Source organism: Streptosporangium sp. NPDC000095, from assembly GCF_042899335.1.
Taxonomy (GTDB): domain Bacteria; phylum Actinomycetota; class Actinomycetes; order Streptosporangiales; family Streptosporangiaceae; genus Streptosporangium.
The window spans coordinates 249,654-264,174 of sequence record NZ_JBIAZS010000008.1 but is presented as its reverse complement, the minus strand read 5'-3'; the positions used below and the strand labels follow the sequence as shown (position 1 = coordinate 264,174).

General features: G+C 70.2%; 14 protein-coding genes. 6 read left to right on the top strand and 8 right to left on the bottom strand.

Annotated features, from left to right (window positions below; translation table 11 throughout):
* Positions 1-290: 290 nt before the first annotated feature.
* Positions 291-1,088 carry a methyltransferase domain-containing protein gene (locus ACFY3V_RS19995; protein ID WP_362901345.1) on the top strand — a complete coding sequence of 266 codons (798 nt, stop codon included), beginning with the start codon at positions 291-293 and terminating at the stop codon, positions 1,086-1,088.
* 117 nt (positions 1,089-1,205) lie between these two features.
* Here ACFY3V_RS19995 and ACFY3V_RS19990 read toward each other — a convergent pair whose 3' ends face one another.
* The 3 genes from ACFY3V_RS19990 to ACFY3V_RS19980 all read right to left on the bottom strand — a co-directional run bounded on the left by ACFY3V_RS19990 (position 1,206) and on the right by ACFY3V_RS19980 (position 4,533).
* Positions 1,206-1,928, bottom strand: coding sequence for an alpha/beta hydrolase (locus tag ACFY3V_RS19990; RefSeq protein ID WP_362901347.1), 723 nt, complete (start codon positions 1,926-1,928; stop codon positions 1,206-1,208).
* 51 nt (positions 1,929-1,979) lie between these two features.
* The gene (locus ACFY3V_RS19985) at positions 1,980-3,071 is read right to left on the bottom strand and encodes an RNA polymerase subunit sigma-70 (protein ID WP_389775164.1); all 1,092 of its coding nucleotides are present in this window, start codon (positions 3,069-3,071) and stop codon (positions 1,980-1,982) included.
* Positions 3,072-3,222: 151 nt separating this feature from the next.
* A complete protein-coding gene (locus ACFY3V_RS19980; RefSeq protein WP_362901351.1) occupies positions 3,223-4,533 on the bottom strand; it encodes an aspartate aminotransferase family protein in 1,311 nt (436 codons plus the stop codon).
* Positions 4,534-4,622: 89 nt separating this feature from the next.
* Here ACFY3V_RS19980 and ACFY3V_RS19975 point away from each other — a divergent pair, with 89 nt between their 5' ends.
* From ACFY3V_RS19975 to ACFY3V_RS19965, 3 genes are all read left to right on the top strand, one after another.
* A complete protein-coding gene (locus ACFY3V_RS19975) occupies positions 4,623-5,012 on the top strand; it encodes an SdpI family protein (RefSeq protein WP_362901353.1) in 390 nt (129 codons plus the stop codon).
* 185 nt (positions 5,013-5,197) lie between these two features.
* The gene (locus ACFY3V_RS19970; RefSeq protein ID WP_362901355.1) at positions 5,198-6,181 is read left to right on the top strand and encodes an acetylxylan esterase; all 984 of its coding nucleotides are present in this window, start codon (positions 5,198-5,200) and stop codon (positions 6,179-6,181) included.
* 188 nt (positions 6,182-6,369) lie between these two features.
* Entirely contained in the window at positions 6,370-8,295 is a 1,926-nt protein-coding gene (locus ACFY3V_RS19965) for a hypothetical protein (protein ID WP_362901357.1), read from the top strand.
* Positions 8,296-8,459: 164 nt separating this feature from the next.
* Here ACFY3V_RS19965 and ACFY3V_RS19960 read toward each other — a convergent pair whose 3' ends face one another.
* Positions 8,460-9,287, bottom strand: a complete 828-nt coding sequence (locus ACFY3V_RS19960; RefSeq protein ID WP_362901359.1) for a class I SAM-dependent methyltransferase — start codon at positions 9,285-9,287, stop codon at positions 8,460-8,462.
* 71 nt (positions 9,288-9,358) lie between these two features.
* Here ACFY3V_RS19960 and ACFY3V_RS19955 point away from each other — a divergent pair, with 71 nt between their 5' ends.
* On the top strand, positions 9,359-9,961 hold the full coding sequence (locus ACFY3V_RS19955; protein WP_362901361.1) for a TetR family transcriptional regulator: 603 nt from the start codon (positions 9,359-9,361) through the stop codon (positions 9,959-9,961).
* 155 nt (positions 9,962-10,116) lie between these two features.
* On the opposite strand, the gene ACFY3V_RS19950 is transcribed toward ACFY3V_RS19955, so the two are convergent.
* Together ACFY3V_RS19950 and ACFY3V_RS19945 are read right to left on the bottom strand one after the other, a co-directional pair.
* Positions 10,117-11,046, bottom strand: coding sequence for an SRPBCC family protein (locus ACFY3V_RS19950; protein WP_362901363.1), 930 nt, complete (start codon positions 11,044-11,046; stop codon positions 10,117-10,119).
* Between the two features lie 36 nt (positions 11,047-11,082).
* The gene (locus tag ACFY3V_RS19945; protein ID WP_362515601.1) at positions 11,083-11,397 is read right to left on the bottom strand and encodes a metalloregulator ArsR/SmtB family transcription factor; all 315 of its coding nucleotides are present in this window, start codon (positions 11,395-11,397) and stop codon (positions 11,083-11,085) included.
* 234 nt (positions 11,398-11,631) lie between these two features.
* Between ACFY3V_RS19945 and ACFY3V_RS19940 the strand changes: the two genes are divergently transcribed.
* On the top strand, positions 11,632-12,234 hold the full coding sequence (locus tag ACFY3V_RS19940; RefSeq protein WP_389775157.1) for a histidine phosphatase family protein: 603 nt from the start codon (positions 11,632-11,634) through the stop codon (positions 12,232-12,234).
* A gap of 79 nt (positions 12,235-12,313) precedes the next feature.
* Here the strand turns inward: ACFY3V_RS19940 and ACFY3V_RS19935 are convergent, their stop codons facing one another.
* The gene (locus ACFY3V_RS19935) at positions 12,314-13,252 is read right to left on the bottom strand and encodes a CPBP family intramembrane glutamic endopeptidase (RefSeq protein ID WP_389775154.1); all 939 of its coding nucleotides are present in this window, start codon (positions 13,250-13,252) and stop codon (positions 12,314-12,316) included.
* Between the two features lie 360 nt (positions 13,253-13,612).
* Positions 13,613-14,500 (bottom strand): SMP-30/gluconolactonase/LRE family protein, encoded by an 888-nt coding sequence (locus ACFY3V_RS19930; RefSeq protein ID WP_389775151.1) that lies wholly within the window; start codon positions 14,498-14,500, stop codon positions 13,613-13,615.
* Positions 14,501-14,521: the final 21 nt, after the last annotated feature.

Genomic DNA, 14,521 nt, shown 5'->3' with positions numbered 1-14,521 from the left:
CCTGGCCGAAGGTTTACCGAAAAGGCGGTGGCGGCCCGGCGCCCGCCCAAGTGCGGCCTGAGTAATCTGGCGACCGCACGAAGTGAAGTGCGGTGGAGCCGAGAACATCGCACGGTGCACGTTAGTCCTGGATTTCCAGGAAATGTCGCGGGTGACCGTGCGGTCTCACCCGGCGGCATGTTCCCGGGCAGGCGCGTCTTTCGTGGAGCCTTCCCGGTACGGAGTTTCACGCAGACCGTCCCCGAGAGACAGGTTGGCCATTGACCCGTCAGGAAAAATTCTCGCCCGAGGTGACCGGCGAGACGCGCGACCCGCTCACCGACTCCCGCGCCGACGCGTTCGGCGGCAATCTGCACGTCGGTTACTGGATGGACGAGCACGACGAGGCGCCCGCCGCCCAGGCGACGGATCACCTCACCGACCTGGTGGCCGAGCGCCTGGAGGTCGTTCCCGGGGAGCGCGTCCTGGACGTGGGGTCCGGCACCGGCAGGCCCGCCGTACGCATCGCCACCGCGCGCGACGTGCACGTCACCGGGGTCACCCTGAGCGAGTACCAGGTGCACCTGGCCGAGGCCCGCCCCGAGGCGGGTCAGGGGCAGGGGCGGGCGGACTTCCAGCTCGCCGACGCGATGTGGCTCCCCTTCGACGACGCCTCCTTCGACGCCGCGTACGCCATCGAGTCGCTTCTCCACATGGAGAACCCGGCGGCGGCCCTCGGCGAGATCGCCCGGGTGCTGCGTCCCGGCGGGCGGTTCGTGGTAGGGGAGTGGTATCTGCTCGACTCTCTCACCGGCGACGCCGCCGAGGCCATGGAGGACCTCTCCCGCGGCTTCCACGTGCACTTCGTGCCCACCATCGAGGAGTTCTACGAGGAGATGGACCGGGCCGGGTTGAAGATCGAGATATTCCATGACATAGGGGTAAACGTCGGCAGGTCTTTCCGGCTTGTGGACGACCTCCTCCCGGCCTCCGTGATGCGACTCGGGGGCGAGATCGCCGAGCAGCTCGCCGTCTGCGGGGAGATATACCGGCGCTTCGGGCAGATCCCGCAGATCAGCTACGCCCTGTTCACCGCGGTCCGCCGCTGAGAGCCTGTCCCTTTCCGGATTCGGGGGAAGGCGACCTGCCCCGGGCGGGCGCCGGCCGCGTGATCGGACGCCGTGGCCTTCGCTACCGTGCCGGTGTCACGGTGACACCGGCACGGCTCACGTTCGGCGATGGGCCGCAAGCCGGTCGGCGAGTTCCGCGGGGCGGCTGAGCGCGACGTTGTGGCCCCCGTCGATCTCGTCGGGGACCAGGCCGAGGCGCTCCTTGACGACGCGGCGCATGAAATCGGCGGGCAGATAGCGGTCGTCACGACACAGGAGGAACACCGTCCGCACCGCCGGCCAGGCGGCGAGCGGCCACGGGGCGTCGAAGGGGGTGGCCGACTGGTCGCGCCTCCTTCTCAGGGCCTCCGCGGCCAGATCGGGCGGGACGTCGTGAAGGAACAAGGCGATCTCGTCGTCCGGTGCCCGGCCGTCCTGTTCGTCCTGCTCTCGCCTTGCCTGCTCCCAGCCGGTGCTGCCCCACCAGTCACCCGGCGGCTCGCCCGGCACCGGGATCATGGCCGAGACCAGCACCAGCAGTTCGACCGGTATCCGCTCACACACCAGCGGCGCGGTGAATCCACCGAAGGAGTGGGCGACCACGACGAGGTCGGTACGGTCGCCGACGGCATCGACCACCGCGTCGGCGTACTCGGAGAACCCGGCCGAATCATCGTCGCAGGGAAGGTCGGGCGTGACCACGTCATGACCGCGCGCACGCAGTTCGGCGGCCGTCAGGTGCCAGTACCACGAGTCGGCCGCGGCGCCGGGTATCAACACGTAGGTGGTCATGCCGGACGGTCCCTCCGAAAAACGCGTCACGTCTTCGTCGATCGTCATCGAGTGTGCTCCCCAACGGTGGTCGACCCCGCTCATCGAGGTCGTCCACCGTTAAGACGGGTGAGGCTCCCAAAAGGGGTCACCGTCCGAGGGCGCGCCGCCCGGAGGTGGCGTCGGGGGCAGCGTCGGCGGCAGTCCGAACGCGGCCAGCAGGTGCGGTTCGAAGACGGTGATCTCGGAGATCTCACCGTTCGCGATCCTCAGCACATTGAGCGCCTGAGCCCGGTAGACGGACTCACCCGGCAGCCGGATGTAGCCCGCCACAGCCGGCTGCCGGTTCGCCCGCGTGGGGATGCTGCGCCACCGTCCTCGATACAGCGGTGAATCCGGGCCGAAGGCGTGTGCGGCGAAGGACTCGATCGCGTCGCGACCGGAGAACCAGAACGGGAGCGGAGGCATCGTCATCCGCGCGTCCTCGCTCAGCAGCTTCGCCAGGGCGGCGGGGTCGGCCTTGTCGTGGGCGTCCATGAAGCGTCGCAGCAGTTCTCGTTCCTGAGCGGTCGGAGCCGTCGACGGCGCCCATTCGAGACGTCGCTCCGGAAGGTGGGTCCTCAGGGTCGATCGTGCTCGTTTCAGGGCGCTCTTGACCGAGTCGACACTCATCTCAAGCTGCGCGGCGGTCTCTTTCGCGGACCAGCCGAGCACGTCGCGCAGGATCAGCGCGGCCCGCTGCCTGGGCGGCAGATGCTGGATGGCGGCGAGGAACGCCAGCTCGACGGTCTCCTTGCCGACCGCGGCCGCGTCCGGTTCCATGCCGTCGGACGCGACCGGCTCCAGCAGCTCATCCGGGTAGGGCTGCAACCATCGGACCTCGGACGGCGGCGAGCCCGGCTGCGGCGGCCGTGCCGATCCCGCGTCCCGAGGTCGCGGACGGCGGGGGTTCCGGTCGAGGAAGTCCAGGCACGCGTTCGTCGCGATCCGGTAGAGCCACGCGCGGACGGTGGAACGGCCGTGGAAGGTCCCGCGTCCGCGCCACGCCCGCAGAAACGTCTCCTGCACCAGATCCTCCGACTCCTCGAAGGAGCCGAGCATCCGATAGCAGTGCACCCGCAGTTCCCGCCGATGACGCTCGACAAGCTCGGTGAACGCCCGATCGTCGCCCGAGAGCACGGCATCCACCGGCGCGCTATCCTCGGCCCTCACCTCATCCATGATGCCCCCGACTCATGGGCGCCACGTTATCCACCCCCTGGGGTGGGGAACGCGCCCGTCGTGCTCGTCGGGCACGGTCGTCTCCGGTGAGCCCTGGCACATCGGCGAATCAGCGCCTATCCAGATATGTCGTGATCTGTGGTCACCCGCCGTTTCCTGAGACGACCGCTTTCAGGGCCGCCTGGAGGATGTCCAGTCCGGCGTGCAGTTCCGAGTCGCTGATCGTGAGCGGTGGTGCGAGCCGGAAGATTCCCCCCATCCCCGGAAGCTGGACGATGTTGACGTGCAGCCCGCGCTCCAGGCACGCCGTGGTCACGACTTTTCCGAGCGCCTCCGCCGGGGTTTTGCTCGGCCGGTCCGTCACCAGTTCCAGGCCCTGCAGAAGCCCGCGGCCGCGGACGTCGCCGACCACCTCGAAGCGGTCACGCAGGTCCAGCAACCGCTCGTTGAGCTGCTTGCCCAGGACCGCTGCCCGCGCCACGAGGCCGTCGCGTTCGATGACGTCGAGCACGGTCAGCGCGACGGTCGCCGCGAGCGGGTCCGAGACGTGGGTCGTGAAGAACAGGAACCCGCGTTCGTGACAGACCTCCTCGATCCGCGCCGACGTGACGACGACCGCCACCGGCAGGCCCGCCCCCAAGGTCTTGGAGAGCGTCAGGAGATCCGGGACGACGCCGTCGCGTTCGAAGGCGTACATCTCGCCGGTGCGTCCGAGTCCGGTCTGGGCCTCGTCCGCGATCAGCAGCATCCCGCGTTCTGCGCACATCTCCTTCAGCCGCCGCAGATATCCGGCCGGGAGCTCGATGATCCCGCCGGAGGACAGGATCGGCTCGACCAGGCACGCGGCCAGGCTTCCCGACGACTGCTGGTCGACGAGGGCGAACCCGTACTCGAGCTCTGCCTCCCAGTCGTACGACCCGTCCGCGTGACGGAAGGGGGATCGGTACGCGTTCGGCGTGGGGAGCGTGAGGTTGCCCGGCATGGGCGGGCCGTATCCCCGGCGACCGGCGGAGAAGGTGGCGGAGGAGGCACCCGAGGTCATGCCGTGCCACGACCGGTCGAAGGAGACGATCTCGTACCCGCCCGTGTAGAGCTTGGCCATCTTGATCGCGGCCTCGTTGGCCTCCGCGCCGGTGCTCAGCAGCAGGGTCTTGCTCAGGCCTTCGGGAAGCGTCGACGCGAGCCGGCCGGCCAGGTCGACGACGGGCGGGCTCAGCATGCCGCTGTACAGGTGATCCAGCGAGGAGATCGACCGTGAGACCGCCGCGACCACGTCGGGGTGGGAGTGCCCGAGGATCGAGCTCATCTGACCCGAGGTGAAGTCGAGGATCGCCGTCCCGGCGTCGTCGTAGACGTACGACCCCGCCGCCCGTTCGATGACCTTCGGGGTGAACGTCGCGCCGTAGCGGATCAGGTGACGGTCAACATCATTCCAAAATGACGCATTTTTCATATTTGCTCATGATGGCATGGCCATCCAACGGCGGTTCGCCGCCCTGCCGACGTTCATGACCGCAGGGCTGGGGCGGGTAGCATCCGGGTATGGACCCGGTGATCATGACCTCCGTCCTCACCCTCCCCGCGCTCGCGCTCCTACTGATCCCGTTCCACGACGAATCCGGCGCGACCGACACCCGAAACCAGCTCGCCGGCCTTCGCACCCGGCAGACCCTCGCCTCCCGCGAGGCGTGGAACGCCGCGCACGCGTGGGCGAAGGCGCCGATGCGCCGGCTGGCGACGGCCGTGGGGCTGGTGCTCGCGGTCTCCGTCGTCGTCGCCGCCCTGTTCGACCTCCCGGAGGCGGTCGGTTACGCGATCATCGCCCTGCAGTTCACGCTCCTGGTCGGCGGGTTGCTCCTGATCGGCCGGCGCGCCAACCGGATCGCGGCCGAGGTCAACAGCCGCGGCGAGGCCTCTCCGCCTTCCGCCTGACCCGCGACGGAGACCTGCCGTATCCGGGAGGCCGCAGTGCCTTGACGGTGAGCCGTCCCCTGTTCGACGCCACCTGCCGGGCTTTCTCGTCCGGCCGCTATGGTGGCTGGGCCTGCGGCCCGTTGGAAGACGTGATTCTCGACGGCCGCTCGAATCGATGTGACCCAAGCCACCCGGAGTCGAACTTGAGCAACCCCGAGATGTTCACCGAGATAGCCGTGGAGCAACTCGAAAACTACCGCCCGAAACTCGTCCCCCCGGCGGATCTCCATGATTTCTGGGCGGCCACGTTGGCCGCCGCGGAGGAGTTTCCGCTGAACGTGCGGGCGGAACTCGTGCGGGACACCCCGCTGCGTACGGTCGACGTCTACGACGTCACCTTCGCGGGTTTCGGCGGGCACCCGATCAAAGCGTGGTACCTGGTTCCGCGCGACCGGGCCGGGCTCCTGCCGACCATCGTCGAGTACGTCGGTTACGGCGGTGGCCGGGGACTGCCGCACGAGTGGCTGTACTGGTCGTCGGCCGGGCACCCGCACCTGATCATGGACACCCGGGGCCAGGGCAGCGCGTGGCGGACGGGTGACACCGCCGACCTGGGGGCTTCCGGGCGACCGCACGTACCGGGCTTCCTCACCGACGGGCTGCCCGACCGGGACCACTACTACTACCGGCGGCTGTTCACCGACGCGGTCCGCGCGGTGGAGGCCGCGGCCCAGTTGCCCGGCGCCGACCCGGCCCGCCTGGTGACCACCGGCACGAGCCAGGGTGGCGCGCTCGCCCTCGTCGCCGCCTCGCTGCGCACGGACGTGGCGGCCACCATGCCCAACGTGCCGTTCCTGTGTCACATCAAGCGATCGACGCAGGTCGCCACGGACGGGCCGTTCCCGGAGTTGGTGACGTGGTGTCACACGCATCACCGTCTCGTCGACCAGGCCTTCGCCACGCTCGCCTACTTCGACGTCGCGATCCTCGCCAGGGACGCGCGCTGCCCGGCGCACTTCGGGGTCGCCCTGCGCGACGAGATCTGCCCGCCCTCCGGCGTCTACGCCTGCGTGAACCACTACGGCGGCACGAAGGAGGTCCTGGTGTACGAGTGGAACGGCCACGAGGGCGGCCAGGCGCACCACCTCGCCGCGCAGTCGGCGTGGCTGGCAGAGATCCTTCCCTGACATTCATGTTTCCGGCGTAACAGTGAGGGGCGGCGGAATCTCCGTTCGCTCGTCGCGGGTGTGGAACGGGGGGCCGGTGGCGACCCACGGGGGGTTGCCGCCTTTCCCGTGGACGTGATTCACTGACGTCACCTCCGAAACTGTAAGTAAACTTTTCAATAACGGACTTTCCGGTTTGGCGGCTCCCCGTGGCACGACCGCTCTCGTCCAGGCAGGAACGGTTCCGGCTCCCGCACCGGCCCGACCTCCCGGAGCACTCCTTCGCCGTACGTTTCTCCGGCTTGAGGGCGCGGCACGGCCCGTTGACGACGGGGCAGGCCAACATGGTCCGCTGCATGCTCACCGACCCGCCGGAGCACATGAACTACCGCGTCGTGCGGGCGCTCCAGCCGGGCACGACGCTCGCCGTGATCACCAAGGCGGTGATCGGGCTGGTGACCCGGCACGAGTCCCTGCGCACGACCTTCCATGACGGTCTCCAGCGGGTTCTGGCCGAGGGAGGCGTGACCGTCGAGGTCCACGAAACCGGCGAGCTCTCGGCCGGAGCGGACGCAGCCGGAAACCGGGCGGACGCTCCGGTGAGCGAGAAGGACGTGGAGAGCGGATGGGCCGGCGGGCCGGAGGGCGTGGAGAGCGGAGCGGCGCGGGGCACGAGGGGAGCCCAGGACGGGAGAGCGCATGGTGCGGAGGGAGCCGAGGGCGGGGGACCGGCTCGGATCCGCGCCGAGACGCCCGACGCCGACCTCGCGGAGGAGGTCGCGCGCCGGCTGCACGGGACGCGCTTCGCGCCGGCCGAGGAGATCCCGCTCCGGATCGCCGTGATCACCTCCGGTGGCGTACCCCGGCAGGTCGTCCTGGTGACCACGCACAGCGCGACGGACGCGGCCGGGCTGGCCGTACTGCTCACCGAGTGGGACGAACTTCTCCTCGGTAAACCGCTCGCGCCGGTGACCGCGCCGCAGCCGCTCGACGTCGCGGCGGCCGAGCGCACCCCGGCCGGTCTACGGCGGGCGGAGGCGGCGCTGCGCTACTGGGAGGGCCACCTGAGCGGGGTGCCCCGGTCCACGCTCACGGTCGCCGTGGACGGCGAGACGGACTGGTTGCTTCCCCGGCTGCGGGTGCGCTCGGTCCCGGCGGCCGGGGCGCTGGGGCGGATCTCCGCGCGTACCGGGGCGAGCCCGTCGGCGGCGGTGCTGGCGGCCCTGGCGGCACTCGCCGGAGTGCGGGCCCGCCTGCGGACGGTCGTCGTGCTGTCCATCTCGGCGAACCGCTTCCGGCCGGAGTTGCGCGAGTACGTCGGACCGCTCGCCCAGGACGCGCTGATCCCGGTGGAGATCGGCGAGGACGGCTTCGACACCGTGTTGCGCGGCGCGCGCTCGGCGGCGATGGCCGCGTACCGGAACAGCCGCTTCGACTCGGACGCCCTCATCCGGGTGATGGAGGACGTCCAGCGGGAGCGCGGTCTCTTCTTCGCCAGGGATCTCGTGTTCAACGACATGAGCGTCCCCGGCAGGGGCGCGCGGGTCGGCCGTAGCGGTCAGGATGTTCACTCGGTCTGGCTTCCACCGGCCACCCTGCCCACACGCGCCTCGCTCTGGGTCCACCGGCTGCACGGCGAACTCGACGTCACCCTGTGGGCCGACCCGCGCTGCCTGCCCCGCGACGACGCGCGGGCCCTCGGCGAGGGGATCGCGCGGCTGCTCATCGAGGCGGGCGATCGGGACGTGCCGCTGACCGAGTTGACCGCCCTCACCGGCGTCGTCCCGGTTTCCCGGGACGAAGGCTGGCTCTTGGTCGACGGATGCTGGATCCACCTCCCCGAGGTCGAACGCCTGGTGAGGGACGCGCTCGCGCGGACGGCCGGCGGCGACGCGGCGGCCCGCCTCGCGGAAACGGTCGTCACCGCGGAAGCCGACGAACGGTTCGGGCATCGGCTGGTGTGCTTCACGTCGGCGAAGACCACTCCGGAGGCGCTGCACTCGGCCTGCCTGAGCCTGCTGCCCGGCCGCATGTCGGCCCTGACCCCGCACCGCTACGTCGTCTGCGCGACCGCCCCGCCCCCGGGCGTCGCCTGGCGGGATCTGCCGAGGATCGCCGAGGGTTCCGGACGCTGACACCTCGCCCCGCCGGTGAATGTGCTTCGGCGAACGCGTTCACAGGCGGCTTCGGGGGGCGAGCCGGGGCGTTCGCCGTTTTCCTGGTTTTTCCCTGGTTTCCGGGTCAATCCCGTGCCGGCTCCGGCGGCCGGGCAGCGTCCCGGCCCGTCCTGCAAGCCGGATCAGGCGGCGCCGGTGCGCGTCACGGTGATCGCCAGCGTGGTGTAGGGCACGGAGAAACCGCTCCCGATCGCGTCGATGGCGGTCCCGACGGCCTCCAGCACCTCGGCCAGTCGGTCCGCCGGAAGCAGCGTGAGGGCGCCGCTGGTGGGCGCCATGTCCAGCCACTCGTCGCGCGTGTAGGAGTGCTCCTCCTCGAATCGCCACCGCTCCGGCTCGCCGAACCCGCCCGCCTCCCTCACCCCGTCGGCGAACCTGGGGAACAGCGCCTGGTAGGGGTCCGAGGGGCGCTTCTGCGACTGGAGGTCGAGCGGCGAGTCGGGTGCCACCCGCCGGTAGGCCGTGGCGAAGGCCTCCGCGAGAGCGGGCGGGAGATCGAACACGTGGGAGAACACCGTCAGCCTGCCCCCGGGCCGCAGCACCCGTGCCGCCTTGGCGGCGCCGGCGACCGGGTCCACCCAGTGCCAGGTCTGGCCCGCGACCACCGCGTCGAACGTCCGGCCCGCGTCTTCCCAGGCCTCGAACGTCGAGACCTCCACCTCGACCCCGGTGCCCCGGGCGAATTCGGCCATCCGCGTGTCGGGCTCGACCCCGAGCACCCGGCAACCGGCCGCCTGGAACTGCCGGGCCGCGATGCCGGTGCCGCACCCGACGTCGAGGAGATCGGGTCCGGGGCCGGCGGCGACGATCCGCTCCACCAGGGCGTCGGGGTAGCGGGGCCGGGTCCGGTCGTAGCGTTCGGCGTCCACTCCGAACGACTCCGCCATCCGCCTGGCGTTGTGGGACTCTTTACCGGAAGGGCGGGGCTGTTCCCGCGATAAAGTGGGCATGCGCCCACTTTAGTGGGCGCATGCCCACTCGTCAATCGAGTGAAGGCCGTCAAGAGAGGGAGGGGCACGCTGTGCCGACCGGGGTGCACATCCGCGACGCGCGCAGGCACCTGTTCGACGCCGCCGAGCGCGTCCTGCTCAGGGACGGGCCGAACGCGCTGACCAGCCGCGCGGTCACCACAGAGGCGGACGTCGCCAAGGGGGTCCTGCACCGGCACTTCGCCGACTTCGACGACTTCCTCGCCGAACTCGTGCGAGAGCGCATCGCTGGAATCGGCGACCAGGCCGCCGCCCTACGCGACTCCGCGGGGACCGGCACCGTGGCCGCCAACCTCACCGGCGCGCTGAGGGAACTGTTCGACCCGGTCACCGTGTCGATCGTCGGCCTCATCGTCTTCCGCGACGAACTGCGCGCCCGGCTGCGCCAGGCCGGGCCGCCCCACGGAGTCCCGGTCATGGCGGAGGCCGTGGCCATGATCGCCTCCTACCTCGCCGACGAGTGCGAGCTGGGCCGCATCGCGGTCGACGCGGACGTCGACTCGCTCGCGATCTCACTGGTCGGGGCCGGGCACCTGATGTTCGCCGGGCGGGCGGGCGCCCCGCCCGAGGAGGGAGAGGTCGGCAAGGTCGTGACCACGGTCATCGCCGACGTCGTGCAGAGACGACTGTTGTGAACCGCCCGGGGGCGGGCGCTCGACGCGGGACGCCGGGTGCGGGTGGGTTCCCGTGAGGGGTCCCGGGCTCGAAGACGGTCCATGAGCTTGGACGCTTCACCACGGCGCGGCGGCGATTCCCCCCCGCCTCCGGTGTCCGGTGCCACGTCCGGATGTCAGCCCAGGCGGTGCTCGTACAGTTTCCGCAGCTCCTCGACGCGGCCCTGCGGCGGGTGGGGGGTCTCGCCCTGGACGGTGGCGAAGAACGCCTCCAGGTGCGCCTGCCAGGCGGCGAGCGCCGTCGCGCGGAGATCGGCCAGCCGGGCGGGAAGCGTCTGTGTCAGCTCGACCCGGGTGCCTTGTGCGGGGTCGTGCGCCAACTCCCAACGCACCCGTCCCGCGGGCTCGCCCTCATGGAGCCACTCGTATTCCAGGGCGCGCGGCGCTCCGGCCTGCGTGACAGAACCCGCGGGCACATGCGGGGTCGTGAACCACGCCGGGGGCTCCGCGCCAGGGCGGGGTGTTTCCCCCGCGACGAGGATGTTCCACACCTCCTCGACGGGCTTCCAGATCAGGTCGCGCGCGAACCTGACGAGGTGGTCGTCTCCGCTCTTTCGTGTCTCCCCCTCGGCCAGGCCGAAGATCTCGACGTAGTCCGCGATCCGGCTCCTCCAGCCCGGAGGCCGCTCGAAGGGCTCGTCGTCCAGCCTGGACAGCAGCGCGGCCAGGCAGAGGTCCCAGCCCGCCGCGGTGCGGCCCGCGGTCAGCCTGCCGGTCCAGCCGCCTCCCAGCGCGTGGGTGAGGACGAGCAGGCAGCCGGGCCCGTCGGGGAGAAGCTCGAAGCGCAGCACGTCCTGGTTCCAGCGGAACGCGTACACCTTCGGAGGGTCGAACTCCAGGACCCGGCCGTGAGTGGGGTCGCCCTCGCCCTCGAAGGTGAAGCGCATCGCCGCACCGACGGACGGTTCGCTCTCTACTGCCGCCGGAAACCAGTGGGCCATCTCGGCCGGGTCGGTGACGGCTTTCCAGACCTTCTCGGGGGAGTGGGCCAGCCGTCGTTCGAAGCGCAGCACCGGTTGGTCGCCGACGGTTCGCAGGGTCGCCAATCGCTCTTCCACTATGTCGCCCTTTCTTGGGTCTCGTTAGATCTCTTCCGGCATGGCGTCGAGGCGGCGTTCGAGCGAGTCCAGGCTCTCGTTCCACATGCTCCGGTAGGGCTCAAGCCAGGCGGCTATCTCGGCGAGCGGTTCGGGCCGCAGTCGATACCACCGGCGCTGCGCGTCGTGCCTGACCTCGACCAGGCCCGCCTCGCGCAGGATCCTCAGGTGTTTCGACACCGTCGGTTGGGTCAGTGCGAGCCGCTCCACCAGGTCGCCCACGGGACGCTCGCCGGTACGGAGCAGATCGAGGATCTCCCTGCGCCGGGGCTCGGCAAGTACTTCGAATGTGGTTGCCACTTCAGCAATATAGCCAAGTTGGCATATAAGATGTCAAGAAGCGCTGGAGGGCGGCTCGGACGCGTCGCTCGGATCGGCCGTACGGGCGCGGCGCCGGATATGGAAGTGTCCGGAAACGGACGCCCGGAAGGTCTCTCGCCGGTCCTTGCCCGGATGATTTCGTGGTGTGTGAAGTCGTGATCAGTTGGTCCGCCGCCGGCGGTGTGGCGGACGGGAGATCTTGGAGGTCTCGCGATGGCGGTGGAGCTCGTCTACGAGACGCACTCGATCAGCACCGACAACGAGGCGGGAATCGCCACCGGCTGGCTTCCCGGCGCGCTCTCGCCGCGCGGTCGTGAATTCGCCCGTGAACTCGGGGAACGCCGTCGTGATGACGCGATCTCGGCCGTGTTCGTCTCCGATCTGGGGCGCGCCGTCGAGACCGCCGAGATCGCCCTCGGTGGCTCCGACATCCCGATCCATCAAGACGCGCGGCTCCGCGAGTGCGATTACGGCGAACTCAACGGCATGCCGGTCATCCGGCTCGCCGACGAGCGGTCACGTCACATCGACATCCCGTGGCCGGGCGGGCAGAGCTACCGCCAGGTAGTGGAGCAGACCCGTGACTTCCTCGGTGACCTCGCGGCCGCCTGGGACGGTCATCGTGTCCTGGTGATCTCCCACTCCGCCAACAGATGGGCGCTGGACCACCTCCTCGACGGCCGCGAGCTGGAGGAACTGGTGGACGCGCCGTTCGACTGGCGAGAGGGATGGGAGTACGTGGTGCCGACCGCTTTCCACGCGGACGACAGGGTGTCGGCGCCCGAAGGTGGGCGATCGGGGGACGTGCCGTTCTGACACGGTGCGGGGATCGGCGGGGTTGCGCTCAAAGAGGAAGCGGGGGAAACCAGGCCCACGGGGAGTCACGCACGGGGAGTCATGGGGAGACGGTCTCGATCCTCCGCCTCTTCGCCATGGCCAGGACCACGATCGCGTAGAGGCCGAGCTGCACGACCGTTCCCGCCAGGGTCTGCCAGGGCACCGACCCCTGTTTCAGTGCCTCCGGCAGGCTGCCGTCGGCTCCGCTGACCCCGAAGGCCAGCACGTTGTTGACCACGTGCAGGGCGATGGCCGCCTCCAGGCCGCCGGTCCGCACCGCGAGCCAGCCCATCAGCGCACCGAAGGCGAAGACGTCGACGATGCCCCAGTCGACGTAGGCGTGCACCGCGGTGAAGGCGGCGGTACTCAGCAGGATGCCCGGCCACGGATTGGAGAGGAAGGCGCCGAACGCCTGGATCAGCCATCCCCGGAAGACGTACTCCTCGGCGGCGGCCTGGAAGGGCACCAGGAGCAGGGTGACGACCAGAACGGGCAGGAAGCGCTCCCAGCCGACCCAGCCGAACAGCTCGCCGAGGTCTTCGCCGGTGGCGACGTAGGTGACGGCGACCGCGGCCTGGCCCAGCACCACGACGCCGATCGCCACCGCCGTGCATCGCGCCATCCACCGCCACCGCAGGCGGCCGACGACCGAGGAGAGGGTGCCGGGCGGGCGCCGCTGGATCCACGCCACCACGCCGTACACGATCGGCAGGACGACCGCGATCGAGAGCAGGTTGATCCCCAGGTCGAGCACCGGATCGGTGAAGATCTGCTCCTCGGATCCGCCCATCTCGGCGCCCACGATCACGCCGAGCGTCGCACCGCCGAGGATGACGGCGAGTCCGGCCAGCATGAGGCCCGCGAGTCCCGCGGCCGTGCCCAGCACCGGTCGCCACCAGGCGTGCAGGCGGGTGCGCGCCAGCAGGTCGTAGCGGCTGCCGGGCGGCGCCGGCACCATCCAGGGCTCGTGCCTCGGTGAGGGCGGGAAGTGGTCCACGGGCGGAACGTACGCGCCCGATGGCGGACCGTACGCGCCGGACGGGTCGGGGACACCGGGCCGGTGAGGCGGCGGGCCGGAAGGCTGGAGGGGCGTCGCCTCGGACCCGGGGTCCTGGGGGACGTGCATCGAATACCTCCGGGGTGGACACTCCGGCCTTCGGGCCGGAAGGAAACGCGGCGCGGCGCCACCGGTCCGGATGCGTCGATCCATTTCGATGGGTTTACGGAGTTTACGAGGTCGGAGGGCGGGACGCGCCCCGTCGAACTCGATGTTCTCCTCGTGTTCCCGGTGACTCCGCCAGGCTTCCCGGCGCATCGGTCGCATTCGCGAGCCGATCGCCGTCCCGCTTTCGGAAGGTCACGCTCCGCGGACGTTGGTCATGATCGCGTAGACGGAGGTGGAGGCCGTCATGAACAGCCAGTTGCGCTTGAGGCCGCCGAAGACCAGGTTGGAGGTCTTCTCGGGAAGCCTGAGCTTGCCGATCAAGGTGCCGTCCGGGGCGAAACAGTGCACTCCCTCGTGCGTCGCCGCCCAGATCCGGCCGGCGGTGTCGAGCCTGATCCCGTCGAGACCGCCCGCCGAGCATTCCGCGAGCACCCTGCCGTTCTCCAGGGCGGCGCCCCGCACCTCGAAGACCCGCAGATGCCCGCGCTGGGTGTCGGCGACGTAGAGGAGGGACTCGTCCGTCGAGAAGGCGAGGCCGTTGGGGCGGGCGAAGTCGTCGGCCACCGCCGTGATCTCTCCGGTGGCGGGGGCGAGACGGTAGACCTGATCGTTGCCGATCTCGCTCTCCGCCTGGTGGCCCTCGTAGTCGCTGGCGATGCCGTACCTGGGGTCGGTGAACCACACGGAGTCATCCGACCTGACCACCACGTCGTTGGGGCTGTTGAGGCGCTTGCCCTGCCAGCGGTCGGCGATGACGGTGATGGAGCCGTCGTGCTCGGTGCGGGTCACCCGCCGGGCGCCGTGCTCGCAGGAGATCAGCCGGCCCTGCCGGTCAAGGGTGTGACCGTTGGTGTAGCCCGCGGGAGCGCGGAAGGGACCCACGTTTCCCGTCATCTCGTCCCAGCGGAGAATCCTGTCGTTGGGGATGTCGCTCCACAGCAGATAGCGGCCCGCCGGGACGTAGGTGGGACCTTCGGCCCACCGGCAACCGTGGTGGATCCGCTCGACCCGCTTGTCGCCCCCGACGTCGGCGAACCGCTCGTCGAGCACCTCGAACTCCGCGGCAATGGATTCCGTCATGTAATCCTCCTTGATCGCAGA

What these genes read in the sequence shown, in the direction of transcription:
- ACFY3V_RS19975 (WP_362901353.1), top strand. Translation starts at nt 4,623, where the DNA reads ATGGACCCGGTGATCATGACCTCCGTCCTCACCCTCCCCGCGCTCGCG.
- ACFY3V_RS19930 (WP_389775151.1), bottom strand. Translation starts at nt 14,500, where the DNA reads ATGACGGAATCCATTGCCGCGGAGTTCGAGGTGCTCGACGAGCGGTTC.
- ACFY3V_RS19960 (WP_362901359.1), bottom strand. Translation starts at nt 9,287, where the DNA reads ATGCCCACTTTATCGCGGGAACAGCCCCGCCCTTCCGGTAAAGAGTCC.
- ACFY3V_RS19980 (WP_362901351.1), bottom strand. Translation starts at nt 4,533, where the DNA reads ATGAAAAATGCGTCATTTTGGAATGATGTTGACCGTCACCTGATCCGC.
- ACFY3V_RS19990 (WP_362901347.1), bottom strand. Translation starts at nt 1,928, where the DNA reads ATGACGATCGACGAAGACGTGACGCGTTTTTCGGAGGGACCGTCCGGC.
- ACFY3V_RS19940 (WP_389775157.1), top strand. Translation starts at nt 11,632, where the DNA reads ATGGCGGTGGAGCTCGTCTACGAGACGCACTCGATCAGCACCGACAAC.